The sequence below is a fragment of the Psychrobacter sp. D2 genome (assembly GCF_013608135.1).
GTDB classification, from domain to species: Bacteria; Pseudomonadota; Gammaproteobacteria; order Pseudomonadales; family Moraxellaceae; genus Psychrobacter; species Psychrobacter cryohalolentis.
Genome location: NZ_JACDXZ010000009.1, coordinates 68,074 through 94,665 on the forward strand (window position 1 = coordinate 68,074; position 26,592 = coordinate 94,665).

The following is a 26,592-nucleotide window of genomic DNA, read 5'->3' on the forward strand; positions in this document are numbered from 1 at the left end:
GTAATAGCGTGGTGGCAGACAGCATGAAAAATATGCTTTATAATCAAAGTGATTAAAACCTAGCGCATTAGTATTAACACGGATGGAAGCAACTGGCGCTAATAGCTTGCTGATTTAAGCTATCTATAATATAGTTTAAAACAATAACCGCGCCGCCCAATCAACCTTATTACTAACTAAGAGACGTAAACGGATGAATTTTTCGAGACAAGCCTTATTGGGCATTGGGATGATTATCGGTGGTAGCGTGATGCTATACGCCATGGTACAACAAATTGGTGATACCAATAAATCACAGCCGGGATCGGCAATGATCAATCAACCGAGTGCTGAGCCTACGTCTGTACAACCACTGACAACAGATATCGAAACAGAAAAACGTATCTTGGCACAAAAACAAAAAGAGCGTGCCGCTCGCGTTGCAGAACAAGAAAAGCGTGCTCAGCAGTTCTTAACTGAACAAGAAGCGGCAGAGGCGCAAGCATTGGCAAAAGCACGCGCTGAAAGTCAGCAATATCTGGCGAGCACCACACCAAGTATCGAAGATAACGTTGATACTAACAGTACTAATAAAGAGGCGACGAAGAACACACTTGCAACACCTATATCAGCGCCTTCTAGTGCAGAGACGTCCACTGATGGTGCTGAAGCAAAGAAGAAAGCACTAGCGGAGCAGCAGGCAGCTGAAAGACAAGCAACTATTAGAGAGCAAGCTGCTGCTAAGAAATTAGCAGATAGCAAAAAAGAAGCAGACGTTAAAAAGCAGGCTGAAGCGCAAGTAGCTGCGGAAAAAAAGCGCGAGGCGGATGAAGCCGCAAAAAAGACCCCACCTAAGTCGCCCTCTGACTATCAAGTCAAAAGAGGAGATGGGCTGATTAAACTGGCACGCCAGTACGATATGCCGGTAGAAGTCTTAGCTCAAGCCAATAATCTCTCACCATCAACATCGCTAAATCTTGGTCAAACCATTACGATTCCATCGCGTAAGCAAGTAGAGCGTTTAGAGCGAGAAGCGACGGCGGCTGAACAGGCACGTGAAGAAAAGCGTCAAAGAGAAGAAGCTTTAGTGAAAAAGTCAGCAGACGCTAAACGTGATGCTCAGCAAAAACTCAGTGAAGCCCGTAAAGAAGTCAAAGAAACCGATGCTAAAGGTAGCTTTGGGGTACAAGTAGCGTTAGCAAACGACCAATCCAAAGCGGATGAGATGGCAAAAAAATTCCAATCTGCAGGTTATCAAGTTAAGACCAGCCCGACGAGTCGCGGTGTACGGGTTATTGTCGGTCCTGAGCGTGGTAAAGTAGCCGCTTTAGCCTTGAAGGATAAGATCAATAGTGACCCCAAAGTGAATACCACCAGCGCTTGGGTATTATATTGGCGCTAGATATTGTTAAACTGCTAAACGTATGATAATGAATGTGGACCTACAATCTTAGTGAGAGTACTTTCAATTATTATCATTTGATGCTTTATAATTAAAACACGACATCTATTGTCGTGTTTTTCGTTTTAGTGTTTGTCCATTTGCTCATACTTAGTTACCATGAGCACCATTTTTGTTTCTCTCTGTATAACCTGTTAGCCCATAAGGGTCGACCTGCTGCAGTTAAAGGTAGTTTGTTATGTTAGCTAGGCTAGCATATAGGCAAGCTATCTAACTGCTTAGATATTGTATAAGGTAAAACCATGTCATTTGGCGCTATATTTTTAATATTGGCAGTTGGCTTTTTGGGGCTGATTACCTTACCAAAATTATTTTCTAATAAACAAGCTGTTGCACCAGATCCGCCACCTGTACGCGGTGATGAGTTGGCTATTTGGCCGTTTGCGCCGATGCCTATCATGACCCCTACTGAAGTGATATTTTTTAATAAGTTAAAAAATGCATTACCGGAATATCATATTTTTGTGCAAGTACAGCTGTCACGGATTATTGAAGCGAACAGTAATGAGACGTCTGAGCGCAGTTTTTGGTTCAATCGTATCTGCCGCCAAAGTGTTGATTATGTGATTGTTGATATTGATGCGCAGACTACCTTGGTTGCCATCGAGCTTGATGATTGGACACATAGCAGTAAAGCAAGGCAAAAAGCCGATGACAAAAAAGACAAGGCGCTTGCCAGTGCGGGCATTGCTATCGTGCGTTTTCATGCGGAGCGCATGCCGAGTGCCGACATGCTGAGATATGAGCTGATGCAAGTGATTGAGAGTTATTAAAAGTTATTAAGATGATGATAAAAGCTCAAAGTTTATTTTCTACTTGTTCGGTCTGCTTAGGATAAATAACAATAGGTCTATCGCCTGCAAAATATAAACCTGTTTTTAATATATCGTTTTTAGAATTGTTCAGTGGCGACTGACGGTCATCATAAAAGTCGCGTTTACTAAACCATTCAATATAATGAGCAGCGCGTAATGTATCAATATCAATCATCGAAAGATTTGCGCTATCAGTCTTATCGCACCACTCATGCATAGGAAAGCTTGGTGATAACCAAGATGGATAAGTAAAATTACAGGTGTTGATTGGCAAAAAGAATCGCCCTTTTATCACGCCATAGCGCTTATCAATTTTAATTTGCCCATGTTTCTCCGTATTGACCCAAATGCTATCAAACTGCTTGGTTTGCATGTGGGTTATTTTGCGCTGTAGATTGTCCTTGGAGTTGATGCCAACCCAGTTCTCCGGCTCAAACGGTGCTGATCCCATAAAGAACTTAATAGCCAGCTCCCAATGCTCGACCAGATTTTCTGCATGATTATATAAGATTAAATCCAGCTCACCAGTCGTCTGCTTGCCGTTAAATAATTGTACATTATTAGCGAGTGTTTCATATGGATGCAGCTTACGCGCAAACGCATCCTCTAACCAAAATGACAGTAACCCTTCAAAGTGAAAACCCAAACGATTGGGACTTGGACGCGTTAGTAAATAGCGGGTTAGCGCCTGATAGTCATTGGTGGTATCCAACTCTTTTAAACGCTGCTGATATCCTGCGAATTGCTGTTGCCAAAAACTTGCGCTATGTACGGAAATAGCATAAGTGTTTTGGTAAGGCGCAACGTCAAGCCATTTAGTCAAAACGTTTGGGCAAGCAAGCACATACGCCAAATCACGCACATAAGGTCGCTGGTAAGCTTCCCAAGGTGCGTCATTTATAAGGTAAGTCGAGAGGGGCTGAGCGATAGGCTCGGGCATAGGATAAACCATCGTAACGTTGTAGCATTTACCCTAACGGCTCGCTCTATAAAAGTCTATAGGACACGAGTATCAGCTAGGGTAGTGCTCAGTTTATTGACTTTAAAACAGGATATTAATGTGATGAATATGAATGCTGATATCAGGCGGTGATAGTAAGTAAGGCAAAAGAATGCTAAGTATCATTTTTAGTATTGGCAGTAGCCGTTTTGATAAGTTGCTAGGCGCGTTATGCGGTGGCTGTTGTTCTAGATTAGGTGGGATATGATCTTGCTGTGTCATGTTTAGCTCCATGTTATGCCGTTACACAACGGTGAGTAACGGTTCATGGATTTATGTTATAGGTTGTATGGTTATAGCTAAATACTTATGCATGCATAGCGTGTTGTATGCCTGCATACCACAGTATGATAGGTTATGAAAAATCGCCTTTGTTGGCTTGGCTTAACCATCGTTTGATAGTGTCATAAGATGGTTTTTTATCTGTTTCAATGTGCTGTTTAATATATTCGGCTGTTTCAGCAAAAGTAGTGAAGTTCTGTTGATCCATAATTTCTAGGTATAGTTTCTTTTTTTCAGGTCTGGTTTGATTGTGTTTTGACCATCTTTTATTCGCTTTTGTCTTGTTGGACTTTGATAGTTTTTTTTGAAAATCGTTATCACCTCTAACTTCATTTGTTCCTGCACCAAAAACATAGCCAACTAAGTTGATACAGTCAAATAGTTTATGAAAGTTCAAGCATTTAAGCTCCTTTGACTCTAAGTAAATATCTTTGTTACTGAGCATAATATGAACAGATAATCCTCTATACATAATAGATTCTTCTTTCTCAAAATCTACACGATAACCCTGTTCTTCTAAAAGTCCTTTGCAGTCTTCAATAGCAATATTCTCTATCTTTTCTATTAGCTCATGAATGATTGATATTCTCTTCCTATCTTTATAACCTACGTCAAAAAAATGACGACTTAGTAAAAAATTAGGTGGGCTATCTAGTAATTCTTTTATAAATACTGTGGGTATAGTTGTTCTATGTTGCAATCTTTCAAACTCTATTCGTTCGGCTTGTTCGAGAATTTTTTGAAGGTCAGCATCTGAAAAACCCTCTCTAGAATTAACCATAATTTACACCTTTACACACCCTTAAATTATAGTAGTTGCAAGTCAGTACCAGCCTAAAGGTGTGTGGCTGGCTGGCTTTTGAGTAATGAATCCTAGCCCTGCTCAAATTTTACTATTTCTTTCTTTAATTATCAGCCAAATTTATCACAAAAAAAAGCCAACCATTGAAAACAATGATTGGCTTCTCTCTTTACTACTATGTTTGGTCGGAACGGCAGGATTTGAACCTGCGACCACTACACCCCCAGTGTAGTGCGCTACCAGACTGCGCTACGCCCCGAATGACTGACTATTTTACGCAAAATTATGTATATTGCAAGAGCTATTTATTTCAGCCAAAATCTACAATGGCATTTTATATATCATAGCCAGTATAACCAATGAGCAGTCAACCTTAACCCAGTAACTCTTTCAGAATTTGGTTGACTTGCTGTGGATTGGCACTACCGCGACTGGCTTTCATTACTTGACCAACTAAACCATTGAAGGCTTTTTCTTTACCGCCGCGATACTCTTCAACCATCGCTGCATTTTTAGCAATGACGTCTTCAACGATGGCTTTGATAGCGCCTGTATCGGTTTCTTGCTTAAGACCTTTTTCCTCGATGATTTTATCTGCTGCATCATCAGCATCGCCGCCTTCGCGCTCATATAAGGCACTAAATACTTTCTTAGCCAATTTGCCAGATAGAGTATCGTCTTTTATGCGTGATAGCATACCAGCCAATTGCTTGGCGCTGATAGGGGAGTCAGTAATTTCCTTATCATCTTTATTCAACGCACCGAGTAGGTCGCCCATTACCCAGTTAGCTGCCATTTTGGCATCTGCTTGCCCAACTTCTGCAACCACATTTTCAAAGTAATCAGCAATTTGACGGCTACCAGTCAAGATACGAGCGTCATATTCTGACAGACCAAGCGCTTCTTCAAAACGCGCACGGCGGGCAACCGGTAGCTCAGGCATCGCTGCACGAATGCTATCAACCGTATGCTGCTCGATACGCACAGGTAGCAAGTCAGGATCAGGGAAATAACGATAATCATTGGCGTCTTCTTTGGTACGCATAACCCGAGTTTCGTCGCGCTCTGGGTCATAAAGCATCGTTGCTTGCACAACTTTACCGCCGTCTTCTAAGATGTCAATTTGACGCTCGATTTCGCGATTGATGGCACGCTCGATGAAGCGGAATGAGTTTAGGTTCTTAAGCTCAGTACGTGTACCAAGCTCGCTTCCAGGCTTACGGATAGAGACGTTACAATCACAGCGGAAGGAGCCTTCTGCCATGATAGCGTCTGAGATACCCAGCCAAGTCACCAGCTGATGAATGGCTTTGATATAGGCAAGCGCTTCGTGAGCCGAGCGCATATCAGGTTCAGAGACGATTTCGATTAATGGCGTACCAGCGCGGTTCAAATCCACACCAGTCATACCATCGACGGCATCGTGTACTGATTTACCAGCATCTTCTTCTAGATGCGCGCGGGTAATACCCATGCGCTTAGGATATTCATTCTTTTCACCTTCATTGACCACGACATCTATATAGCCTTCGCCAACGATAGGATTGGCCATCTGGGTGATTTGATAGCCTTTAGGCAAGTCTGGATAGAAGTAGTTTTTACGGTCAAAGGTATTGAATAACCCCAGCTCAGCGTTGACACCGATACCAAATTTTAGCGCACGATCAACCACACCAGCATTTAGAACTGGCAAGACACCCGGTAAGCCTAAATCTACAATACTGGCTTGGCTGTTTGGCTCGTGACCAAAGTCAGTCGGCGCGCTCGAGAATATCTTACTTTCTGTGTTCAGCTGGCAGTGAATCTCGATACCGATGACCACTTCATAACCATCGACGAATAGCTCTTTACGAACATCGTGTTTGCGAACGGCGTTGTTATCAGTAGTAGTTGCTGTATTCATTATACCGTCTCCTTCGCGATGGTAGAGTGTTGCAGATGATGATCTGTATGCTGCTGGAATAAATGAGCAGTAGAGAGCAATTTGCTCTCTTGCCAATATTGTCCAATCAATTGCAAACCAATAGGCAAGCCTGCTGAGGTTAAACCAACTGGCTGACTAAGCGCAGGTAGACCCGCTAAGTTGACACCAATGGTATAAACATCACCTAGGTACATCGTTGCAGGATCAAGGTCTTCACCAAGTTTATAAGCCGCTGTTGGCGCCGTTGGACTGGCGATCACATCACAGTTGGCAAAAGCATCTTCGAAGTCTTTGATAATTATGCGGCGCACTTTTTGGGCCTTAGTATAATAGGCATCAAAGTAACCAGCAGATAGCGCATAAGTCCCTGACAAAATACGGCGCTGTACTTCAGGACCAAAGCCTTCAGAACGCGAGCGCGTATATAAGTCAATCAAGTCTTTAGGGTTTTCACAGCGATACCCAAAGCGCACACCATCGAAGCGTGATAGGTTTGATGATGCTTCAGCTGGTGCGAGCATATAATAGGTAGCAAGGGTGATCTCTGGATCAGTGATTGTCACCTCTACAATGGTCGCGCCAAGTTCTTCGTATTTCTTTAACGCTGCACGAGCTGCTTGTTCGACTTCAGTATCAAGTCCTTTACTAAAATATTCTTTAGCAACGCCAATACGTAAACCGGCAAACGGTTTATCACCAGCGCTGGTAGCAGCGTCATTTAAATCTTGTACATAATCAGGCATTTCGTATTTGATAGAAGTCGCATCGCGTGGGTCATGACCAATCATTGGCTGTAATAGGAAGGCACAGTCCATGGCACTGCGACCCATACTACCAGCTTGATCAAGACTCGAGGCATAAGCAATCATACCAAAGCGCGAGACGCGACCATAAGTAGGTTTGATGCCCGTTAAGCCGCAAAATGAGGCAGGCTGACGAATAGAGCCACCGGTATCACTACCAGTCGCAACGGGTACAAATCCTGCTGCAACGGCTGCTGCACTACCACCTGATGAGCCACCAGGCACATGCGCTATGTTCCAAGGGTTGTGCACCGCACCATAATATGAGCTTTCATTGTCTGAGCCCATCGCAAACTCATCCATATTGAGCTTACCAAGGCTAATCATTCCAGCTTTATCAATGTTAGTGACGATGGTCGCATCATAAGGAGAGATAAAGTTATGCAGCATTTTAGAGCCACAGGTCGTCAATACGCCTTGAGTACAAAAAATATCTTTATGCGCCATGGGTACGCCAAGTAATGGGCGTTTGTCCCCTTGTACACGCATCTCGTCCGCCGCTTTTGCTTGCGCGCGCGCTGTCTCAGAGGTATGAGTGATAAAACTGTTGATCTTGCTATCAAGCGCGTTGATACGTTTGATGTAGTGGTCAGTCAGCTCAAGGCTGCTAAATTGTTTGTCTTGCAGACCAGTAATGAGCTGCTGGGTACTTAATAAATGAAGTTCAGACATAAGGTGTCGTCCGTCAAAATGTTAATAGCATAAAGTAAGATACGAAATCAGAGAGCGACAGCCGCCTATTCAATCACTTGCGGTACCAAATACAAGCCATCTTCGACAGCAGGGGCGACCGATTGATTGCGTTCACGATTGATATCGTGTTTAGCGACATCAGCACGCAAATCTTGGCAAGCTTCATGAATGTTTGATAAAGGTTTGATATCAGTGGTATCGACATTACCAAGCGTGTTCATCAGCTTAAGTATTTTAGAGATATCAGCAGCATAGCTATCGGCAGTATTTTCATCGACACCTAAACGGGCAAGGTTGGCAACTTCTAGGATTTCTTCACGGCTGACAGTGTTGTCAGACGTTAATGGTTGCTGTGACATAGTGTCTCCAGTTACGGACAGTTTTTGTTAGAGTAGAATATGACTAAAACAGATAAGCACTAAAATAAGCGACTTATATAAAGATGTAAGTATACAGTGGCTTTATTATAAAGCATCTGACCGAAGTTTACAGAGTAGGACACTTGATTACAGCACAATCTTTACTCACAAGATTGCTTAAAAGGGCTTTATTCACGACTCTTCTATTAAAAAAGGCTCAACTTAATAAGCAATTATGCAAAGCTGACTGGATAGTAAAAAGTTGATGGTCAATAGCTCCCCATTTAATGACGAAATACGTTACAGTGGGTAGCTGCTGCTAAGCAAGTTATCAAGCAAATTACTTAGTAAATATCATAAGACGGTAGCTGCTTGTTAGTGATTGAATTAAAGGCTGTTTCATCAAAGCGGCTGGTATGGTCTGCGATTTCAAACTTTGTAACAACTTTTAGCGCATAAGCGCAAAATCCTAGCGTACTGATGCAAATATCTGTGTTTTTTTTGAGCCAAATCGGTATAATTTAGCTCAGTTTTTTCATTTCATCATTATAGCTTCGGTTTGACTTGTTACGATGATAAACTCTCGCCACGGGTAATGTCTAAAGACGACCTGCTCAATACTGACGAGTAATCCCTCGGTCACTCTCATTTGCCTCATTCGCCTCATTTGTAATACGCTGGAAATATTAGTCATGAACCTGTTTGGATTTTTATCAAATAATATCGCAATCGACCTCGGTACTGCGAACACCCTTATTTTTATTCCTGGTAAAGGCGTGGTGCTCGATGAGCCTACGGTGGTCGCTTTAAGAAGCAATCGCACACAGAACCCTACCGTTGCTGCTGTTGGTATTGATGCCAAGCAGATGCTGGGTCGTACGCCTGCCAATATTACGGCTATCCGCCCATTAAAAGACGGCGTGATTGCTGACTTTGAAGTGACGCAAAAAATGCTTAAGCATTTTATCGCCAAGGTAAAAGCTAAGCGTTTTATGGCACAGCCTAATGTGGTGGTTTGCGTGCCTTGTAAGTCTACCCTTGTCGAGCGAAAAGCGATTCGTGAAGCGGTATCGTCAGCGGGCGCCAGCAAAGTATTGTTACTAGAAGAGCCAATGGCAGCAGCGATTGGTGCTGGCATGCCGGTTCATGAAGCCAGCGGTTCGATGGTCGTTGATATCGGCGGTGGCACTACTGAGATTGCCGTTATTGCTTTGTCAGGTTGTGTCTATGCTGAGTCTATCCGTATCGGTGGCGATATGTTTGATGATGCCATTATTACCCATGTACGTCGTATTCATGGCTGCGTGATTGGTGAAACTACTGCTGAGCGTATCAAACAAGAAGTTGGCTCTGCGCTAAATGAAGACAGCCAGTTAGAAGTAGAAGTACGCGGACGTAGCATGGCAGAAGGCGTACCAAAAACCTTCACTGTCAACTCAGAAGAAGTGCAGAAAGCTTTGAGTGATCCGTTAAGTGGTATCGTCAGCGCGGTAAAAGCAGCACTTGAGCAGACGCCACCAGAGTTGTCATCAGACATCGCTGAACGCGGTATTGTCTTGACCGGTGGCGGCGCACTATTACGTGACTTAGATAAGCTCATCTCAAGAGAGACAGGCTTACCAGTTACAGTCGCTGAAGATCCATTAACTTGCGTGAGCCGTGGTGGTGGTATTGCGCTTGATTTTATCAATAACAAAAGCCTAAATATGATTTTTGTATAAATCACTGTTTATCAAGCATTGTCATACTAGCAATGTTAGATAAGGCTGAAGTTAACGATAAATAGGCATGAGAAAGGGTAGATGAATAACATTGAAGGTAGCCAAAAAGGTTGCCTTTAATATTATCAATAAAGGCAATCAATATCTGATAGATACTGAGCTTTTTTTGATATCAACTGCCTTTTATATAGTGCTATTCAGTGCTGGCTAATGCTCACATTAAAACCTCTACATTAGACGAACTATGACTCCAAGTATTTTTGCTCGCCAGCCACTCGCGCTTCGTATGACTGCTGTTTTATTAATAGTGGCATTGATATTGATGTGGTTTGATAGCAAAAATCCAGAATGGTTCAAGCCTATACGCTCAACGAGCCACGCCGCAATGCAGCCTATTTACGAGCTGTCATTATTACCCAGTTATGCAAAACACTGGTCAAGCGGCAGCCTACAATCAAAAGAAACGCTGCGCCGCGAAAACATGCAGCTCAGATCTCAACTTATTCACGCGCAAGCTAAATTGCAGCAGCAAGATTATATCTTGGCGCAAAACGCTCGCCTGCAAGGTATTCTATCGACCACGCGCCCTGAACAATTTGATTTAAATCTGGCACAGGTAATTGGTACTGACACCAATCTACTGCGTCAAATTGTGGTGTTGAATAAAGGGGAGCAAGATGGGGTACAAGTTGGGCAAACGGTCATTGATGAAAACGGCATTTTAGGTCAGATTATCAATGTCTATCCTAATACCAGCCGTTTACTGCTTATTACTGATGAGCAGCAGTCCGTTGCCGTTACTGTCAAGCGGACAGGTCAGCGCGCTATTGTCACCGGTCAGGGTATACCTACTTCATTGAGCCTTGAATATGTCTTTAAAACCTCAGATGTACGCGTCGGGGATGAGCTGGTCTCGTCTGGATTAGGTGGGCGTATCCCTGCAGGCTACCGTGTTGGTCGTATCACCCATATTGAAGACACGCAAGCGGATAATTTTAGAAGCATTGATGTCACACCTGCCGCAAACTTTGTCGATAATGCTTATGTGCTGATACTGCAAGACAAGCTGGCTAATAAAAACAATATTGGCATCAATGAGTCTTGATGGTCATTGTTAGAGATAATCATTGCCCGATAATCAGCCGCTATTCTATTTAAGTGCGCTGTTTTACTCCTCTTTTTTTATTCCCTGCAATGCTGAATTCATTATTAAGTAGCTGCTAAACATCCGCTAAAGGTACGTATTCATGGCATATCCTGATTCTGATCATGCAAATGGGCTGCTGCATGCCGTGATTGTACTGAGTTTTATTATTGCCTCATCGCTCAGTGTTTATCCATTAAGTCCTAGTATGGCCACATTGCGTCCTATGATCATGATCATGGTATTGATTTTTTGGTTATTGTTTCAGCCGCGTTATGTAGGCATTTTTAGTGCCTTTGCTATTGGCCTTATTGCTGATTTACTGATGGATACTCATTTAGGACAGCAGGCTTTTTCTGCTGTGGCAGTGGCGCTGATGATAAAGGTGACCAGTATCTATATCAGACAGCTAAATACGATTAGTGCATGGATAATAGCGAGTTTAGGATTATTTGTATTTCAAGCGAGTCTATGGATGCTACAGATGTTTGTACAAGATGTCTTTGTTGCCCAATCTACTTTTTCTTTATTGATGAGTATTATTAGCTGGCCATTGGTACTATTGACGTTACGAAAATTTGTGCGTTAATCAGGTTGGTTACATCGATTATCAATACAAGTATTTTCATCACACATGGTCTTTACAAGCATCTACCATAGACGACCCTCGTTTATTTATGACTAAACCTATCAATATCAAGTTTCTACATAATATAGAGAGTAGTGATGGATATTATCTTAGCATCCGGCTCGCCGCGTCGTCGCGAGTTACTAAGTAGAGTGCAACTAGAATTTACGGTCATCAGCGTGGATATCGATGAAACGCCTTATCAAGATGAGTCGCCCAAAGATTATATTGTCCGTATGGTCGCCGCCAAATCAGAGGCAGCAACCGCGCAGCTAAATAGACAGTTAAAGAATAACGACGCTCACTTATATCAATCACTCTTGTCGAAGCCCATTATTTTATTGACCTCTGATACCATTGGGGTATTGCCAGATGGCAAAACAGTCTTGGTCAAACCAAATAATCGCGAAGATGCTTATCGTATGTGGCAGCAAATGTCTGATAGTACTCATGAAGTATGGACGGCGGTACAGGCAACGCAACTCTCATTACAGCCTAAACGTTCTGATGGGTTCGATAATGAGCAAGTATGGCAAATCATCAATCAGCAACAAATCATTGAACGCACAGAGGTCACCTTTGTAGCGCTTACCCTAGAGATGATGAGTGATTATTGGGACAGCGGCGAGCCTGTAGACAAGGCAGGTGGCTATGGTATTCAAGGTTTGGGTGCGGCTTGGGTTAGCCGTATCAATGGCAGCTATACCAATGTGGTAGGCTTACCGCTTGCCCAAACGCTGGCATTGATTAAAGAGATGAATGACACTGATACGCTTTAAAATTTTGATGCCTAAATAGATAATACCTAATAAAGCTTACATGCTCAAAACGTTTAGAGCAGGGGTATGGATTCAGCAGTGCTTTAAGATGAAGCTTGATATTAAGCCATCTGCACATAATGACACGCTTGTGTCATGGGCAAAAGCAAGTGGCATTTGTTACACTGTTAGGCTACCAAACTATGAATGCTTCACCAGAAAGCTAAGTGATAAGAGAAAATACTATGTCCGAAGAGCTGCTGATTAATATTAGTCCCATGGAGTCCCGTGTTGCCGTACTAGATAACGGTATCTTGGGCGAGATTTATATTGAGCGTCATCATAAACTGGGTTTGGTTGGTAACATTTACTTGGGTACAGTGGTACGCGTTCTGCCGGGTATGCAGGCAGCCTTTGTCGATATTGGTCAGTCACGTACTGCATTCTTACACGTTAATGATATGCAGCGTGAACCTCGTCCAGCTGCCAAAAGCAGTAAAGTCGAAAAGACTGATGATAAGCGCACTATTGTAGAGGTAACCGCTGACGATTTAGCCATTACGCCGCCTGTAATAAGTACGCAGAACACAGAAGTTGTACCAGTTTCGAAAACTCTCATCCAGCATCGCCTACACGAGAGCCAACGTATCTTAGTTCAAGTCACTAAAGATCAGCTGGGCAGTAAAGGCGCGCGCTTAACCACCAATATATCACTGCCATCTCGCTATCTGGTCTACTTGCCATCGAGTGAGCATATCGGTATTTCGCAGCGTATTGATGGTGAAGAAGAGCGTACCCGTCTCAAGACTGAGCTTACTAGCCTGATGCAAACCGTCAATCTCAAGGGCGGTCTTATTGCACGTACAGCGGCAGAGCGTGTCCCCGTTGATAAACTTGAAGAAGACATCTACTATCTCTTGCAACTATGGCGAACGATATGTGCTCGTCGTCAAGAAATGAAGCCTAATCAAAGCTCAGAGCTTATTTATCAAGAATTATCGCTACCGCTGCGTTCTATCCGTGATTTGGTACACGCTGGTACCGAAAAAGTCGTGATTGATAATTCGCAGATATATGAGCAGGTTAGATACTTTGCCAAAGAATTTGTGCCTTTTGTCTATGATCGCATAGTACATTATACCGCTGAGCAGTCGCTGTTTGATGTGCACCGCGTCGAAGATGATTTACGTGATGCCCTCAAACGCCGCGTTGATTTAAAGTCGGGCGGCTATCTGATTATTGACCAAACCGAAGCGATGACCACTATTGATGTCAATACTGGCTCATTCGTTGGTGGGCGTTCATTAGAAGATACCGTTTACAAAACAAATCTAGAGGCAACACACGCGATAGCCCGTCAACTGCGCTTACGTAATCTAGGCGGTATTATTATCCTAGACTTCATCGATATGCTTGAGCAGCAGCATAAGGATGATATCTTAGAGAGCTTGCAGTCACAGTTAGTACAAGATTATGCCAAAACCAAAATCACTCAAGTCAGTGAGCTTGGTTTGGTTGAGATGACCCGTAAGCGTACCCGTGAATCGCTTGGTCAGCAACTATGTGAGCCTTGCTCGACCTGTCAAGGGCGCGGCTTTGTCAAAACCGCTGAAACGGTCTGCTTTGAGATATTTCGTGAAATCATGCGCTGTGCTCGTACTTATAACTCTCCAAAGAAGTTTACGGTGGTCGCTCATGCGGCAGTGATTGATTTATTACTGACGTCAGAATCGGATACCGTGGCAGATTTAGAGTATTTGCTTGGTAGAGTGATTACCTTTGATGTTGAGAATTTATATACCCAAGAACAATATGATATAGTATTAGATTGAACGTCAAGGCGGGATCTGAATAGTAAGCAATTGGTTAAAAGTTAAGAGAATTTGGTTTAAAAACCAATATTTATATCAAACAGTTGTGTATATCATTGTAAATAATCCCCTTGCAATCATCTGATTATTATGTATAATACAGACCACTGAATTATATATGCGCAGCCAATCAAACAGCTGGCGCTATGACAGCTAGAGCATCGTTTCTAGCACTATTTCATTATGCCTTTGCTGACATCCTACAATGGAAGGGTCGGCGGGGCTTTAAACTATTTTGCTTTTGGCACGCTATAAGTTCGGATAAAGAACTCATTCTGGTTTAGAACAGAAGGCCGCTTTAAGTGAATATTTAACCAAACGGCTTTTGCTCATATCCTTGCAAAGCAAGAATGACAAAAGCACATATTAGGAGCTTGCTGGCATGGCTAACCAGAGAATCCGTATCCGTCTTAAGTCTTTTGATCATCGTCTGATTGATCAATCTGCACAAGAGATTGTTGATACTGCAAAGCGCACCGGTGCGCAAGTTTGTGGTCCTGTACCGTTGCCGACTCGCATTGAGCGCTTCAACGTTCTAACTTCACCACACGTAAACAAAGACGCTCGTGATCAGTACGAAATCCGTACTCATAAGCGTATGGTTGACATTGTTCAACCTACCGATAAAACTGTGGATGCGCTAATGAAGCTTGACTTAGCGGCGGGTGTTGACGTTCAAATTGCTTTGGGTTAATGCACATAAACACCCAACCCATTAATATAAGATATAAAGAGGTCTAAAATGGCGATCGGTTTAGTCGGTAAAAAATGCGGCATGACCCGTGTCTTCACTGAAGCAGGCGCATCTATCCCTGTAACAGTGGTTGAGATCAGTGCTAACCGCATTACTCAAGTAAAAAATACTGATGTAGATGGCTATCAAGCCATCCAAGTTACCACAGGCACCCGTCGTGACAGCCGCGTAACAGCAGCTCAAAAAGGTCACTTCGCTAAAGCCGGCGTTGCCGCTGGTCGTGGTGTTTGGGAATTTCGTGCCAATGATAGCGATCTTGAAGGTCGTGAGATTGGTGGTGAGATCCTAGCTGACTTGTTCGAACAAGGTCAGATGGTTGATGTCACAGGAAACAGTAAAGGTAAAGGCTTTCAAGGCGGCGTGAAGCGTCACAACTTCAGCATGCAAGATGCCACTCATGGTAACTCAGTATCTCACCGTGCCATTGGTTCAACTGGTCAAAACCAGTCACCAGGTAAAGTCTTCAAAGGCAAAAAAATGCCAGGTCAGATGGGTAACAAACGCGTTACCGTTCAAGGCCTAGAAGTGATATCGGTTGATGTTGAAAATGGGTTACTTGTCATCAAGGGTGCTATCCCAGGTGCCACCGGTGGCGATGTCATCGTACGTCCGTCAGTCAAAGCCTAAGCAAGGGGATTAACGTGGATTTAAAAACAGTTACAGGGGCGGCAGTTGAGCTTTCTGATACGGCTTTCGGTCGTGAATTCAACGAAGCACTAGTGCATCAAGTCGTCACCGCATATCTTGCTGGTGCTCGCCAAGGTACACGCGCTCAAAAGACCCGTGCCGAAGTTTCTGGTGGTGGCATTAAGCCATGGCGCCAAAAAGGTACTGGTCGCGCTCGTGCAGGTTCTATTCGTAGCCCAATCTGGCGTGGGGGCGGTCGTGCATTCGCGGCTAAGCCACAAGATTGGTCACAGAAAGTTAACCGTAAGATGTATCGCGGTGCTATGCAGTGCATCCTAGCCGAATTGATTCGCCAAGAGCGTCTGATTTTGGTTGAAGAGATAAGCGTTTCTGGTCCTAAGACCAAAGAGCTGATCGCAAAGTTAGGTGAGTTAAATGCATCACGTGCATTAATCGTCACCAAAGAAGTTGACGAAAACTTATACTTAGCTGCTCGCAACATCCCACATGTCAATGTACTTGATACAAGTGAAGTGGATCCAGTGAGCTTGATCGCTTTTGATAAAGTGATCATGACAGTCGAAGCTGCGAAACAATTTGAGGAAGCACTAGCATGAATAACGCAAGACTTTATCAGATCCTAAGAGGACCTGTATTCTCAGAGAAATCTCAAATGCTTGGCGACTCACTTGGTGTGCAGGTATTTAAAATTGACTCTAAGGCTACTAAGCTTGAAGTTAAAAAAGCAGTTGAGATGATGTTTGAAGGTGTTGAAGTTTTAAAAGTAAACACATTGAACGTTAAAGGTAAGACAAAGCGTTTTGGTAAAAGTATCGGCCGTCGTAACGACTATAAAAAAGCCTATGTTACCTTAAAAGCTGGTCAAGATGTACAAATGGCTGATGCTGGTGAAGAGGTCGCAAATACGACTGCTTCTACTAGTGAAACAGCGAATAACGAATAAGGATTACACTCATGCCTATCGTAAGAGCAAAGCCAACATCACCAGGCCGTCGTTTTGTTGAAAAAGTAGTGCATCCACACCTTTATAAAGGTCGTCCGTTTGCAGCGCTTCTAGAATCAAAAAGCAAGACCGGTGGTCGTAACAATAATGGCCGTATCACTACTCGTCACATCGGCGGTGGTCATAAGCAACATTATCGTATTATCGATTTTAAACGTACTAAAGACAATATCCCAGCTACAGTAGAGCGTATTGAATACGATCCTAACCGTACTGCGCATATTGCTTTACTTAAGTACGCTGACGGCGAACGTCGTTATATTATCGCTGCTAAAAAGCAAGCAGTTGGCGATACTGTAATGTCAGGTGAATTATCACCAATTCGTCCAGGTAACTGTTTACCGCTAAAAAACATACCACTAGGTACTGTGATCCATAATATCGAACTTAAAATCGGTAAAGGCGCACAGATGGCTCGTGCTGCGGGTGCTAGCGTTCAGCTACTAGGTCGTGACGGTATTTATGCAATTCTTCGTTTGCGTTCTGGCGAAACTCGCCGTGTACACGTAAATTGCCGTGCTGTTATCGGTGAAGTTTCTAATACTGAAAACAACTTGAAATCACTTGGTAAAGCCGGTGCTTCACGTTGGAGAGGTATTCGTCCTTCTGTTCGTGGTGTCGCTATGAACCCGGTTGATCACCCACATGGTGGTGGTGAAGGTCGTAACAAAGGTCGCCATCCTACTAGCCCTTGGGGTCAGAAGTCTAAAGGACTTAAAACGCGTCACAATAAGCGTACTGACAACATGATCATCCGCCGTCGCGCCAAGAAGAAATAAAGGAAGAATTTCATGCCTCGTTCATTGAAAAAAGGTCCATTCATAGACGCGCATTTATTTGCTAAAGTTGAAACTGCATTAGAAACCAACTCACGCAAGCCAATTAAAACTTGGTCGCGCCGTTCAATGATTCTGCCACAAATGGTTGGCCTAACTTTATCTGTTCACAATGGCCGTACTCATGTACCGGTTATCGTAAGTGAACAGATGGTTGGTCATAAACTAGGTGAATTTGCCCCGACTCGTACATATCGTGGTCACGGCATTGACAAGAAAGCTAAGAGATAAGGTGCTTACCATGGAAGTAACTGCAAAATTACGCGGTGCCGCCATATCGGCACAAAAAGTTAGACTCGTTGCTGATGAAGTTCGTGGCAAATCTATTGAGCGTGCTTTGGATATCCTAACGTATAGCAATAAAAAAGGCGCGGTTTTTGTTAAGAAATGTCTTAACTCTGCCATCGCCAATGCTGAAAACAACAACGGTTTAGATATCGATACTCTTAAAGTATCAACCATCTACGTTGATGAAGGCATTACGCTAAAACGTATCCTACCACGTGCTAAAGGTCGCGCTGATCGTATCAGTAAGCGTACCTGTCACATCACTATAAAGGTAGGGGAATAAGTTATGGGACAAAAAGTACATCCAATCGGAATTCGTCTTGGTGTTGTAAAAAAGCATAACGCAAACTGGTATGCTAGCCCTAAACAATACTCAGAATACCTAATTAACGACATTCAGGTTCGTGAATATCTGCGCAAGAAACTTGATAGTGCTATGATTAGCAAGATCATGATTGAGCGTCCTACTGGTGCTGCTAAGATTACCATCGCCACTGCGCGTCCTGGTATTGTTATCGGTAAGAAAGGCGAAGATATTGAAAGACTTCAAAAAGAATTGACCAAAATTATGGGCGTACCTGCTCAGGTCAACATTGAAGAAATCACCTCGCCTGATCTTGATGCTCATTTAGTAGCGGAAGGCATCGCAAGTCAGCTTGAGCGTCGTGTTATGTTCCGCCGTGCTATGAAGCGTGCGGTACAGAACAGCATGCGTTCTGGTGCTAAAGGTATTAAAGTTGAGCTGTCTGGCCGTCTTGGCGGTGCTGAGATTGCTCGTACTGAATGGTACCGTGAAGGTCGTGTGCCACTGCATACACTACGCGCTGATATCGACTATTCGTCAGTACGTGCGGAAACCACTTACGGCACCATCGGTGTAAAAGTTTGGATCTTCCGTGGCGAAATCCTTGACGGTATGAACAGTGTATACAATCCCGTTAAAGAAGAGCAGACTCGTGCGCCAAAACGCCGTGGTCGTGGAAACGGAAACCGTCGAAACACAGACAGAGGTTAAACTATGTTACAGCCAAAACGTACCAAGTTTCGTAAAATGCATAAAGGTCGTAACACTGGGCTAGCTCATCGTGGAAGCACCGTTGCATTCGGACAAATTGGTCTAAAATCTTTGACTCGTGGTCGTATGACTGCCCGTCAAATTGAAGCAGCACGCCGTACCATCACTCGTAAAATTAAGCGTGGCGGTAAAATTTGGATTCGCGTTTTCCCAGACAAACCAATTACCAATAAACCATTAGAAGTACGTATGGGTAAAGGTAAAGGTCCTGTAGAATATTGGGTATGCGAAATCAAACCTGGTAAAATACTATATGAACTTGAAGGGATTTCAGAAGAGCTTGCTCGCGAAGCGTTAACGCTTGCTGCAGCTAAACTGCCCTTTAAAACTACCATTGTTAAGCGGACGATAATGTAATGAAGATCAGTGAATTACGTGATAAATCATTAGAAGAACTGACCCAGTTACTTGATGAAAAGCAACTTGATGCTTTCCGTATTCGTATGGCTAAAGCAACTGGTCAGTTGGGGAATACCCATGAAGTACGTGTCAATCGTCGTGCGATTGCTCAGCTTCAGACTTTGATTAACGAGAAACAACGAGGCGACTCATGAGCGATAACAATCAAGCAACGACCAATGCTAGTGTTCTGACAGGACGAGTTGTCAGTGACAAGATGGACAAGTCCATCACGGTTTTGATTGAGCGTCTGGTTCGTCATCCTTTATATGGCAAGCAGCTTCGTCGTTCTACTAAAATCAAAGCACATGATGAGAATAATGTTTGCCAACAAGGCGATCTTGTCCGCATCAAAGAAACGCGTCCAATCTCAAAAACCAAGTCTTGGACTTTGGTTGATGTGGTTGAAAAAGTAGAAAAAATCTAAGTAAATTGCATTAAAAGCCAGAAGCTGTTAAAATAGCTGCCTTTTTAAGGATACTGATTGCGCCGAGCGTATATCACTCACATTAAGAGTAGCAGCGGTTATTAATATTAAAATGCCGACTACTCATACTGTGCTAGCGGCAGCAACTGGTTTTTATTGCTCATACGTGTGGAGTAACGCTATGATTCAGGTTGAATCTATGCTGGAAGTTGCAGATAATAGCGGTGCAAGACGAGTTCAGTGCATTAAAGTACTGGGTGGCTCTCATCGTCGTTATGCATCAGTTGGCGACATTATTAAAGTAACGGTTAAAGAAGCCATTCCTCGCGGTCGTGTTAAGAAAGGCGACGTGATGAATGCGGTAGTTGTACGTACCAAAAAAGGCGTTCGTCGTCCTGATGGTTCGGTATTACGTTTTGACGACAATGCTGCGGTATTGTTGAACCAAAACAAAGCGCCGATTGCAACTCGTATTTTTGGACCGGTAACTCGTGAACTACGTGGTGATCAGTTTATGAAAATTGTATCACTAGCACCAGAAGTATTGTGAGGTAATCCATGTCAAAATTACGTAAAGGCGATACAGTTATCGTGATTGCTGGGAAAGACAAAGGCAAGCAAGGTACTGTACAAGCTGTAAAAAACGATCGTATTAAAGTTGAAGGCATTAACATTGTCACTAAACATCAGAAGCCAAATCAGGCAACTGGCGTTGAAGGCGGCATTCTTAAGCAAGAAGCTTTTCTGCATATCTCAAATGTCGCAATCTTAAATGCGCAAACCCAAAAAGCTGATCGTATTACTTATCAGTTCGGCGAAGACGGCAAGAAACAACGCCTGTATCGTTCGAACGGTGAAGTAGTGGCGACTGCGTAAGACACTAAGGGTGTAATGGTAATGGCAAGATTAAAATCTTTATATAACGAAGAATTAAAACAGCAAATCAAAGAAGAACTTGGTTTGGCGAATGTGATGCAAGTGCCAAAAATCACTAAAATCACACTAAATATGGGTGTAGGCGGCGCGTCTCAAGACAAGAAATTGCTTGAAGGTGCTGTAGCTGATATGACTGCTATTGCTGGTCAAAAACCTGTAGTCACCAAAGCGCGTAAATCAGTTGCTGGCTTTAAAATTCGTGAAGAATGGCCAATTGGCTGTAAAGTAACGCTACGCGGTGAGCAAATGTACGAATTTTTAGATCGTCTCATTGCCATTGCAATTCCTCGTATTCGTGATTTCCGTGGTTTTTCTCCTAAAGCCTTTGACGGACGTGGTAACTACTCATTGGGTATCAAAGAACAAATCGTATTCCCAGAAGTAGACTTTGACAAGATTGATCGTATCCGTGGTATGGATGTGACAATTACTACGTCAGCTCAATCTGATGAAGAAGGTCGTGCGTTGCTTAAAGCTTTCGGCTTCCCATTTAAATAAGGTAAAGACGTTATGGCAAAGAAGAGCATGATTAACCGCGAATTAAAGCGCGAAAAAATGGTTGCTAAGTACGCTGATAAGCGTATCAAGCTAAAAGAAACTATCAGTGATATGACTGCAAGTGACGAAACTCGTATGGAAGCGATGCTAGAGCTACAAGCTTTACCACGTAACGCATCACCAGTACGTCTGCGCAATCGTTGTGCTATCACGGGTCGTCCTCACGGTTACTTCCGCAAGTTTGGCTTATCACGCAATATGCTGCGTGAGCGTGTCATGCAAGGCGATGTGCCTGGTGTTCGTAAAGCAAGCTGGTAAGGGGTAACTATATGAGTATGCAAGATACCGTTGGGGATATGCTAACCCGTATTCGTAACGCACAAATGGCTAATAAAGTATCGGTAGCAATGCCGAACTCTAAGCTACGCAAATCAATCGCTGATTTGTTGGTTAACGAAGGTTATGTTGCTAGCGCTGTTGTTACTGAAGAAAACAACAACAAAGCAACTTTGACCATCGTATTAAAATACTTCGAAGGCAAAGCTGTAATCGAGACGATTCAACGTTTTAGCCGTCCTGGTTTACGCCAGCATCGCGGTAAAGACGCTATCCCTACTGTTAAGCAAGGTATGGGTGTTGCTATTGTATCAACTAGCCAAGGCATCATGACTGATCGTGCTGCACGCGCTGCTGGTATCGGTGGTGAAGTCGTCGCATTTGTAGCGTAAGCTACACGACGATAAAGTCTATTTGACGCTGTTAGGCTTCTCTCAATGTGGTAGTGATAAATTATTTAACATTGATAGGTGTCTAACGCGGTCAACTATGCTAAACTAACACGCTTTTTAGCCTGTTAGTTTTTTCGCTAATATAAAGAAGTTAATTTTCTAAGGAATATTCCTATGTCTCGTGTGGCTAAAGCCCCAGTGACGCTGCCAAACGGCGTAAGCGTTACTTTGAACGATCGGCAGGTCGAAGTTAAAGGCAAGAACGGCAATATGTCTTTACGCCTGCATGAATTGGTCGAGCTGAAACAGGAAGATGATGCAATCATTTTCTCACCTACAGTCGATTCAAAAGAAGCGATGATGCATACTGGCACCATGCGCTCTTTACTAAATAATTTAGTAATAGGCGTTAACGAAGGCTTTGAAAAACGTCTTCAGTTGATTGGTGTTGGTTACCGTGCTCAAGCTGCTGGTAATAAAGTAACGCTAAACGTTGGTTACTCACATCCAGTAGAATATACGTTACCTGAAGGTGTATCAGCTGAAACCCCAACGCAAACTGAAATCGTTTTAAAATCAAACGATAAGCAGCAGCTTGGTCAAGCAGCAGCCGATATCCGCGGTTTCCGCCCACCTGAGCCTTACAAAGGTAAAGGTATTCGTTATAGTGACGAGCATGTGATTCGCAAAGAAGCCAAGAAAAAATAAGGTGAGTTGAAATGTTTGATAAAAAAGCAGCTCGTCTACGTCGAGCTAAGAAAACCCGTGCACATATCCGTTTTTTGGGCGTTCATCGTCTAACGGTTAATCGTACGCCAAGACACATCTATGCCCAGATTATCTCTCCGAACGGTGGTGAAGTGATTGCTCAGGCATCTACCTTAGACAGCAGCTTGCGTTCAGGCGCGACTGGTAACGCTGATGCAGCGACGTCTGTAGGCCAAATGATCGCAGAACGCGCAAAAGCAGCTGGCATTACTAAAGTTGCCTTTGACCGTAGTGGTTTTAAATATCATGGTCGAGTAAAAGCTTTAGCTGAAGCTGCTCGCGAAAACGGATTGGAGTTTTAATCATGGCTAGAAATGATAAAAATGATAAAAATGAACAGACTGACGGTCTAGTAGAACGCTTAGTTACCGTTGATCGCGTTGCAAAAGTTGTTAAAGGTGGTCGTATTTTCTCTTTCACTGCGTTGACCGTAGTGGGTGATGGTAATGGTCGTGTTGGTTTTGGTCGTGGTAAAGCACGTGAAGTGCCAGCTGCTATCCAAAAAGCACTAGAAGCTGCCAAACGTAATATGATTACTGTTGAGCTAAATGATGCAACTTTGTATCATCCGATCAAAGCACGTCATGGTGCTAGTAAAGTCTATATGCAACCTGCATCTGAAGGTACTGGCGTAATCGCTGGTGGCGCAATGCGTGCTGTATTAGAAGTTGCTGGTGTCAAAGATGTTTTGACTAAATGTTATGGTTCTACCAACACTGCTAACGTTGTTCGTGCAACGTTTAACGGTTTACGTGATATGTCAACTCCAGAAAAGATGGCAGCAAAACGTGGTAAATCTGTAGACGAAATCTTGGGTTAACTTAGACTAGGTGAGTTACGATGAAAAAAATGAAAGTCACTCAATTCAAATCGGGTGCCCATCGCCTCAAGAGCCACAAAGCATGCTTGAAAGGATTGGGTTTACGCCGTATTAATCATTCTGTTGTAGTAGAAGATACTCCTTCAACTCGTGGTATGGTCAATCGCGTTAACTACTTGGTAAAAGTGGAGGAAGCGTAATGGGTCTTAGATTAAATGAATTATCACCAGGTGTTGGCGCAAAGAAAACTGCCCAACGTCGTGGTCGTGGTATCGGTTCAGGCCTTGGTAAAACTGGTGGTCGTGGTGTAAAAGGTCAGAAATCTCGTTCAGGTTCTAGCATACGCTCAGGATTTGAAGGTGGTCAAATGCCTTTATATCGTCGTCTACCAAAATTTGGTTTTACCAGTAAAATGGCTATGACGACTGCTGAAGTTCGTCTGTCTGAACTGAGCCAAATTGAAGGCGATGTCGTTAGTATTGAAACTTTGAAAGCTGCTAACCTTATCCGTCGTGACATGAAGCGTGCGCGCGTTATGTTGTCAGGTGAAGTCACTAAAGCTTATACTTTTAAAGGTATCAAAGTGACTAAAGGCGCTAAGCAAGCAATCGAAGCTGCTGGTGGTAGCATCGAGGAGTAGTAACGTGTCAAAGCAATCAATGTCATCGACTGGTATACCGCTTAATCCTTTTGCCTTTATACGTAAGTATGATGAGCTATGGACGCGTTTGTTATTCTTAATCGGCGCATTGATTGTTTATCGTTTTGGGTCGCATATCCCAGTACCGGGTATCAATCCGGTTAACTTGGCTGATCTGTTTTCGCGCAACGAAAATACCATCCTGAGCATGTTTAATATGTTCTCAGGTGGTGCACTAGAGCGTATGTCCATCATGGCACTTGGTATTATGCCATATATCTCAGCATCGATTATTGTACAGATGATGTCTGCGGTATTGCCATCGCTTGAAGCTCTCAAAAAAGAGGGTGAAGCGGGACGACGTAAGCTAAACAAGTATACCCGTCAAGGGACACTTGCATTAGCTCTAGTACAGTCATTAGGGATGTGTGCTGGCTTAATCAGCCAAAATCTTACTTTATCTTCTGGTCTGACTTTCTATATTCCAGCGGTTACTTCATTGGTAGCTGGTGCTATGTTCTTAATGTGGCTTGGTGAGCAGATTACAGAGCGCGGCGTAGGTAATGGTATCTCAATGCTCATTTTTGCGAGTATTGTGGCTGGTACGCCAGGTATGATTTCGCAGTCTATTGAACAGGTCAACCAAGGTCAAATGAACTTGATTGTCCTCTTTATCTTTGCACTGTTAGGTGTCGCGGTTACTGCGGGTATCGTCTATATTGAACGTGCTCAGCGCCGTGTTCCTGTCAATTATGCGCAAAAACAACAGCAAGGTCGCAAGATTTACGCTCAGCAGCAATCACATTTGCCGTTGAAACTAAATATGGCAGGGGTTATTCCTGCTATTTTTGCTAGCTCATTGCTATTGTTTCCTGCAAGTTTAGGGCAGTGGGTTGGTCAATCGCCTGATCCTACCTTGACGCAAAAGATATTGCAAAATATGGCATTGGTGTTGTCCCCAGGACAGCCGCTGTATCTCGTTCTATTTGGTGCAATGATTATCTTTTTCTGTTACTTCTACACGGCATTGGTATTTAGTCCGCGTGAAGTTGCTGAAAACCTTAAACGTAGTGGTGCGTATATCCCAGGTATTCGCCCAGGACAACAAACTCAGCGTTACCTCGATCATGTATTAAACCGATTGACCTTTATTGGCGCGATGTATATGACGGTTATTTGTTTAATGCCAATGGTCGTGCAGTCATCGTTTGGTGTGCCGTTTCAACTTGGTGGTACGTCGTTACTGATTATGGTGGTTGTGGTAATGGACTTCATCTCGCAGATTCAAGCGCATTTGATGACCCATCAATATCATGATCAGACGTTAATTCAATCGCCCACTCAACCTTAAATGAGCGGTACGATATCTCAAAGGAGTATGCTATGAAAGTTCAAGCATCAGTTAAAAAGATTTGTGGTAGCTGTAAAGTTGTGCGCCGTAAAGGCCGTGTACATATCATTTGTACCGCAGAACCTCGCCACAAGCAACGCCAAGGTTAATAATTTAAGCAAGTCAGTTTTAAGTGATTGGCTTGCTTATTAAATTAATACTTGAAAAATGACGGCGGATGCGATATCATCCGCCACTTGCCGTAGTTTATGCAAAATCTTTTATGAAATGATCAATGAATAGATTGGTTTACCAACTCGAAGCAGCGATAATAATTATAAAAGCTTTAGTATTGACAGCAACAAATCTGAAAAATAACACCTTATTTTAATGAATAAGGGTATTTTTCTTTAATGGAGAGAAATCAATGGCTCGTATTGCCGGCGTAAACATTCCGGATAATAAGCATGCTGTTATTTCACTAACTTACATCTTTGGTGTAGGTCGTACCACTGCTCAGAAAATCTTAGAAGCAGTTGGCATTGCCCCTAGTACTAAAGTCAGTCAGTTAGATGATACACAGTTAGATGCTATCCGTGCACAAGTTGCAGAATACATGACTGAAGGTGATCTTCGTCGTGAAGTGTCAATGAATATCAAGCGCTTGGTTGATCTTGGTTGTTACCGTGGCATCCGCCATCGTCGTAACTTACCAGTCAGAGGTCAAAACACCAAGAACAACGCTCGTACTCGTAAGGGTCCGACACGCCCTCTCAAAAGATAATTAACTTAGGAAGCTAAAAGATGGCAAAAGACACTCGCAGTCGCAAAAAGGTGGCTCGTCGTTCAGTATCGGAGGGCATTGCCCATATCCATGCGTCTTTTAATAACACCATTGTTACGATTACCGATCGTCAAGGTAATGCATTGGCTTGGGCCACTTCAGGTGGACAAGGCTTCCGTGGTTCACGTAAATCTACACCATTTGCAGCTCAGGTTGCAGCTGAAGTCGCTGGTAAAGCGGCTCAAGAATATGGTGTTAAGAACATCGATGTTTTGGTCAAAGGACCAGGACCGGGTCGTGAGTCTGCGGTAAGAGCACTAGGTGCATTGGGTTATAAAGTCAACAGCATCTCTGATGTAACCCCAATCCCACACAATGGTTGCCGTGCGCCGAAAAAGCGCCGCGTCTAATATTAAA

38 protein-coding genes and 1 tRNA gene are annotated in these 26,592 nt (G+C 43.3%); 32 read left to right on the forward strand and 7 right to left on the reverse strand.

The window, feature by feature from the left end; all coding sequences use genetic code 11:
- The first annotated feature begins 193 nt into the window (after positions 1 to 193).
- Positions 194 to 1,381 (forward strand): SPOR domain-containing protein, encoded by a 1,188-nt coding sequence (locus H0262_RS13255; RefSeq protein WP_181210828.1) that lies wholly within the window; start codon positions 194 to 196, stop codon positions 1,379 to 1,381.
- Positions 1,382 to 1,683: 302 nt separating this feature from the next.
- Positions 1,684 to 2,214, forward strand: a complete 531-nt coding sequence (locus H0262_RS11260) for a DUF2726 domain-containing protein (RefSeq protein WP_181210829.1) — start codon at positions 1,684 to 1,686, stop codon at positions 2,212 to 2,214.
- Positions 2,215 to 2,239: 25 nt separating this feature from the next.
- Here the strand turns inward: H0262_RS11260 and H0262_RS11265 are convergent, their stop codons facing one another.
- From H0262_RS11265 to gatC, 7 genes are all read right to left on the reverse strand, one after another.
- Positions 2,240 to 3,196 carry a DUF1853 family protein gene (locus tag H0262_RS11265; RefSeq protein ID WP_181210830.1) on the reverse strand — a complete coding sequence of 319 codons (957 nt, stop codon included), beginning with the start codon at positions 3,194 to 3,196 and terminating at the stop codon, positions 2,240 to 2,242.
- A 102-nt stretch (positions 3,197 to 3,298) separates the two neighbouring features.
- A complete protein-coding gene (locus H0262_RS11270) occupies positions 3,299 to 3,478 on the reverse strand; it encodes a hypothetical protein (RefSeq protein ID WP_181210831.1) in 180 nt (59 codons plus the stop codon).
- Positions 3,479 to 3,611: 133 nt separating this feature from the next.
- Positions 3,612 to 4,319 (reverse strand): hypothetical protein, encoded by a 708-nt coding sequence (locus H0262_RS11275; protein WP_181210832.1) that lies wholly within the window; start codon positions 4,317 to 4,319, stop codon positions 3,612 to 3,614.
- A gap of 203 nt (positions 4,320 to 4,522) precedes the next feature.
- A tRNA-Pro gene (locus H0262_RS11280) sits at positions 4,523 to 4,599 on the reverse strand.
- Positions 4,600 to 4,713: 114 nt separating this feature from the next.
- Complete coding sequence (gene gatB, locus H0262_RS11285) at positions 4,714 to 6,243, reverse strand: Asp-tRNA(Asn)/Glu-tRNA(Gln) amidotransferase subunit GatB (RefSeq protein ID WP_181210833.1); 1,530 nt, start codon at positions 6,241 to 6,243, stop codon at positions 4,714 to 4,716.
- A complete protein-coding gene (gene gatA, locus H0262_RS11290; protein ID WP_181210834.1) occupies positions 6,243 to 7,739 on the reverse strand; it encodes an Asp-tRNA(Asn)/Glu-tRNA(Gln) amidotransferase subunit GatA in 1,497 nt (498 codons plus the stop codon). Before gatA ends, gatB begins: the two co-directional genes overlap by 1 nt.
- Positions 7,740 to 7,804: 65 nt before the next feature.
- Complete coding sequence (gatC, locus tag H0262_RS11295; RefSeq protein WP_011512845.1) at positions 7,805 to 8,119, reverse strand: Asp-tRNA(Asn)/Glu-tRNA(Gln) amidotransferase subunit GatC; 315 nt, start codon at positions 8,117 to 8,119, stop codon at positions 7,805 to 7,807.
- Between the two features lie 692 nt (positions 8,120 to 8,811).
- Between gatC and H0262_RS11300 the strand changes: the two genes are divergently transcribed.
- The 30 genes from H0262_RS11300 to rpsK all read left to right on the forward strand — a co-directional run bounded on the left by H0262_RS11300 (position 8,812) and on the right by rpsK (position 26,585).
- Positions 8,812 to 9,840: a rod shape-determining protein gene (locus H0262_RS11300; protein ID WP_011512846.1), complete on the forward strand. Its 1,029-nt coding sequence runs from the start codon at positions 8,812 to 8,814 to the stop codon at positions 9,838 to 9,840.
- Positions 9,841 to 10,084: 244 nt separating this feature from the next.
- Positions 10,085 to 10,945 (forward strand): rod shape-determining protein MreC, encoded by an 861-nt coding sequence (gene mreC, locus H0262_RS11305; RefSeq protein ID WP_181210835.1) that lies wholly within the window; start codon positions 10,085 to 10,087, stop codon positions 10,943 to 10,945.
- A gap of 142 nt (positions 10,946 to 11,087) precedes the next feature.
- Complete coding sequence (mreD, locus tag H0262_RS11310) at positions 11,088 to 11,573, forward strand: rod shape-determining protein MreD (RefSeq protein ID WP_133105432.1); 486 nt, start codon at positions 11,088 to 11,090, stop codon at positions 11,571 to 11,573.
- 137 nt (positions 11,574 to 11,710) lie between these two features.
- Positions 11,711 to 12,391, forward strand: a complete 681-nt coding sequence (locus tag H0262_RS11315) for a nucleoside triphosphate pyrophosphatase (protein WP_181210836.1) — start codon at positions 11,711 to 11,713, stop codon at positions 12,389 to 12,391.
- A gap of 224 nt (positions 12,392 to 12,615) precedes the next feature.
- The gene (locus H0262_RS11320; protein ID WP_181210837.1) at positions 12,616 to 14,202 is read left to right on the forward strand and encodes an Rne/Rng family ribonuclease; all 1,587 of its coding nucleotides are present in this window, start codon (positions 12,616 to 12,618) and stop codon (positions 14,200 to 14,202) included.
- Between the two features lie 421 nt (positions 14,203 to 14,623).
- Positions 14,624 to 14,935, forward strand: coding sequence for a 30S ribosomal protein S10 (gene rpsJ / locus H0262_RS11325; RefSeq protein ID WP_010196670.1), 312 nt, complete (start codon positions 14,624 to 14,626; stop codon positions 14,933 to 14,935).
- Positions 14,936 to 14,983: 48 nt separating this feature from the next.
- Positions 14,984 to 15,622, forward strand: a complete 639-nt coding sequence (rplC, locus tag H0262_RS11330) for a 50S ribosomal protein L3 (RefSeq protein ID WP_011512851.1) — start codon at positions 14,984 to 14,986, stop codon at positions 15,620 to 15,622.
- A gap of 14 nt (positions 15,623 to 15,636) precedes the next feature.
- Positions 15,637 to 16,239, forward strand: coding sequence for a 50S ribosomal protein L4 (rplD, locus tag H0262_RS11335; RefSeq protein ID WP_011512852.1), 603 nt, complete (start codon positions 15,637 to 15,639; stop codon positions 16,237 to 16,239).
- Positions 16,236 to 16,586, forward strand: a complete 351-nt coding sequence (gene rplW, locus H0262_RS11340) for a 50S ribosomal protein L23 (protein WP_011279789.1) — start codon at positions 16,236 to 16,238, stop codon at positions 16,584 to 16,586. Before rplD ends, rplW begins: the two co-directional genes overlap by 4 nt.
- Before the next feature lie 11 nt (positions 16,587 to 16,597).
- Positions 16,598 to 17,425, forward strand: a complete 828-nt coding sequence (gene rplB, locus H0262_RS11345) for a 50S ribosomal protein L2 (RefSeq protein WP_011512853.1) — start codon at positions 16,598 to 16,600, stop codon at positions 17,423 to 17,425.
- Positions 17,426 to 17,437: 12 nt separating this feature from the next.
- Positions 17,438 to 17,713, forward strand: coding sequence for a 30S ribosomal protein S19 (rpsS, locus tag H0262_RS11350; protein WP_011279791.1), 276 nt, complete (start codon positions 17,438 to 17,440; stop codon positions 17,711 to 17,713).
- A 10-nt stretch (positions 17,714 to 17,723) separates the two neighbouring features.
- A complete protein-coding gene (gene rplV / locus H0262_RS11355; RefSeq protein WP_010196689.1) occupies positions 17,724 to 18,053 on the forward strand; it encodes a 50S ribosomal protein L22 in 330 nt (109 codons plus the stop codon).
- Between the two features lie 3 nt (positions 18,054 to 18,056).
- Positions 18,057 to 18,785, forward strand: coding sequence for a 30S ribosomal protein S3 (gene rpsC, locus H0262_RS11360; RefSeq protein ID WP_011512854.1), 729 nt, complete (start codon positions 18,057 to 18,059; stop codon positions 18,783 to 18,785).
- Between the two features lie 3 nt (positions 18,786 to 18,788).
- Positions 18,789 to 19,202 (forward strand): 50S ribosomal protein L16, encoded by a 414-nt coding sequence (rplP, locus tag H0262_RS11365; protein WP_011512855.1) that lies wholly within the window; start codon positions 18,789 to 18,791, stop codon positions 19,200 to 19,202.
- A complete protein-coding gene (gene rpmC / locus H0262_RS11370; protein WP_011279794.1) occupies positions 19,202 to 19,399 on the forward strand; it encodes a 50S ribosomal protein L29 in 198 nt (65 codons plus the stop codon). The genes rplP and rpmC overlap by 1 nt, the downstream gene beginning before the upstream one ends.
- The gene (gene rpsQ / locus H0262_RS11375; RefSeq protein WP_011512856.1) at positions 19,396 to 19,671 is read left to right on the forward strand and encodes a 30S ribosomal protein S17; all 276 of its coding nucleotides are present in this window, start codon (positions 19,396 to 19,398) and stop codon (positions 19,669 to 19,671) included. Before rpmC ends, rpsQ begins: the two co-directional genes overlap by 4 nt.
- Positions 19,672 to 19,852: 181 nt before the next feature.
- The gene (gene rplN, locus H0262_RS11380) at positions 19,853 to 20,221 is read left to right on the forward strand and encodes a 50S ribosomal protein L14 (RefSeq protein ID WP_010196702.1); all 369 of its coding nucleotides are present in this window, start codon (positions 19,853 to 19,855) and stop codon (positions 20,219 to 20,221) included.
- 8 nt (positions 20,222 to 20,229) lie between these two features.
- Positions 20,230 to 20,547, forward strand: a complete 318-nt coding sequence (gene rplX, locus H0262_RS11385; protein WP_011512857.1) for a 50S ribosomal protein L24 — start codon at positions 20,230 to 20,232, stop codon at positions 20,545 to 20,547.
- A 21-nt stretch (positions 20,548 to 20,568) separates the two neighbouring features.
- The gene (gene rplE, locus H0262_RS11390) at positions 20,569 to 21,105 is read left to right on the forward strand and encodes a 50S ribosomal protein L5 (RefSeq protein WP_011512858.1); all 537 of its coding nucleotides are present in this window, start codon (positions 20,569 to 20,571) and stop codon (positions 21,103 to 21,105) included.
- A 12-nt stretch (positions 21,106 to 21,117) separates the two neighbouring features.
- A complete protein-coding gene (rpsN, locus tag H0262_RS11395; protein ID WP_011279798.1) occupies positions 21,118 to 21,423 on the forward strand; it encodes a 30S ribosomal protein S14 in 306 nt (101 codons plus the stop codon).
- An 11-nt stretch (positions 21,424 to 21,434) separates the two neighbouring features.
- Positions 21,435 to 21,833, forward strand: a complete 399-nt coding sequence (rpsH, locus tag H0262_RS11400; protein ID WP_011512859.1) for a 30S ribosomal protein S8 — start codon at positions 21,435 to 21,437, stop codon at positions 21,831 to 21,833.
- Between the two features lie 174 nt (positions 21,834 to 22,007).
- Positions 22,008 to 22,541 carry a 50S ribosomal protein L6 gene (gene rplF, locus H0262_RS11405; protein WP_011512860.1) on the forward strand — a complete coding sequence of 178 codons (534 nt, stop codon included), beginning with the start codon at positions 22,008 to 22,010 and terminating at the stop codon, positions 22,539 to 22,541.
- An 11-nt stretch (positions 22,542 to 22,552) separates the two neighbouring features.
- Positions 22,553 to 22,903, forward strand: coding sequence for a 50S ribosomal protein L18 (gene rplR, locus H0262_RS11410; RefSeq protein WP_011279801.1), 351 nt, complete (start codon positions 22,553 to 22,555; stop codon positions 22,901 to 22,903).
- Positions 22,904 to 22,905: 2 nt separating this feature from the next.
- On the forward strand, positions 22,906 to 23,421 hold the full coding sequence (gene rpsE, locus H0262_RS11415; protein ID WP_010196711.1) for a 30S ribosomal protein S5: 516 nt from the start codon (positions 22,906 to 22,908) through the stop codon (positions 23,419 to 23,421).
- Between the two features lie 20 nt (positions 23,422 to 23,441).
- A complete protein-coding gene (gene rpmD, locus H0262_RS11420; RefSeq protein WP_011512861.1) occupies positions 23,442 to 23,621 on the forward strand; it encodes a 50S ribosomal protein L30 in 180 nt (59 codons plus the stop codon).
- A complete protein-coding gene (gene rplO / locus H0262_RS11425; RefSeq protein ID WP_011512862.1) occupies positions 23,621 to 24,061 on the forward strand; it encodes a 50S ribosomal protein L15 in 441 nt (146 codons plus the stop codon). The genes rpmD and rplO overlap by 1 nt, the downstream gene beginning before the upstream one ends.
- A gap of 19 nt (positions 24,062 to 24,080) precedes the next feature.
- Positions 24,081 to 25,412 carry a preprotein translocase subunit SecY gene (gene secY, locus H0262_RS11430; RefSeq protein WP_011512863.1) on the forward strand — a complete coding sequence of 444 codons (1,332 nt, stop codon included), beginning with the start codon at positions 24,081 to 24,083 and terminating at the stop codon, positions 25,410 to 25,412.
- Between the two features lie 32 nt (positions 25,413 to 25,444).
- Positions 25,445 to 25,561, forward strand: coding sequence for a 50S ribosomal protein L36 (gene rpmJ, locus H0262_RS11435; RefSeq protein WP_010196721.1), 117 nt, complete (start codon positions 25,445 to 25,447; stop codon positions 25,559 to 25,561).
- A gap of 257 nt (positions 25,562 to 25,818) precedes the next feature.
- Positions 25,819 to 26,175 (forward strand): 30S ribosomal protein S13, encoded by a 357-nt coding sequence (gene rpsM, locus H0262_RS11440; protein ID WP_011512864.1) that lies wholly within the window; start codon positions 25,819 to 25,821, stop codon positions 26,173 to 26,175.
- 20 nt (positions 26,176 to 26,195) lie between these two features.
- Entirely contained in the window at positions 26,196 to 26,585 is a 390-nt protein-coding gene (gene rpsK, locus H0262_RS11445) for a 30S ribosomal protein S11 (protein ID WP_010196728.1), read from the forward strand.
- Positions 26,586 to 26,592: the final 7 nt, after the last annotated feature.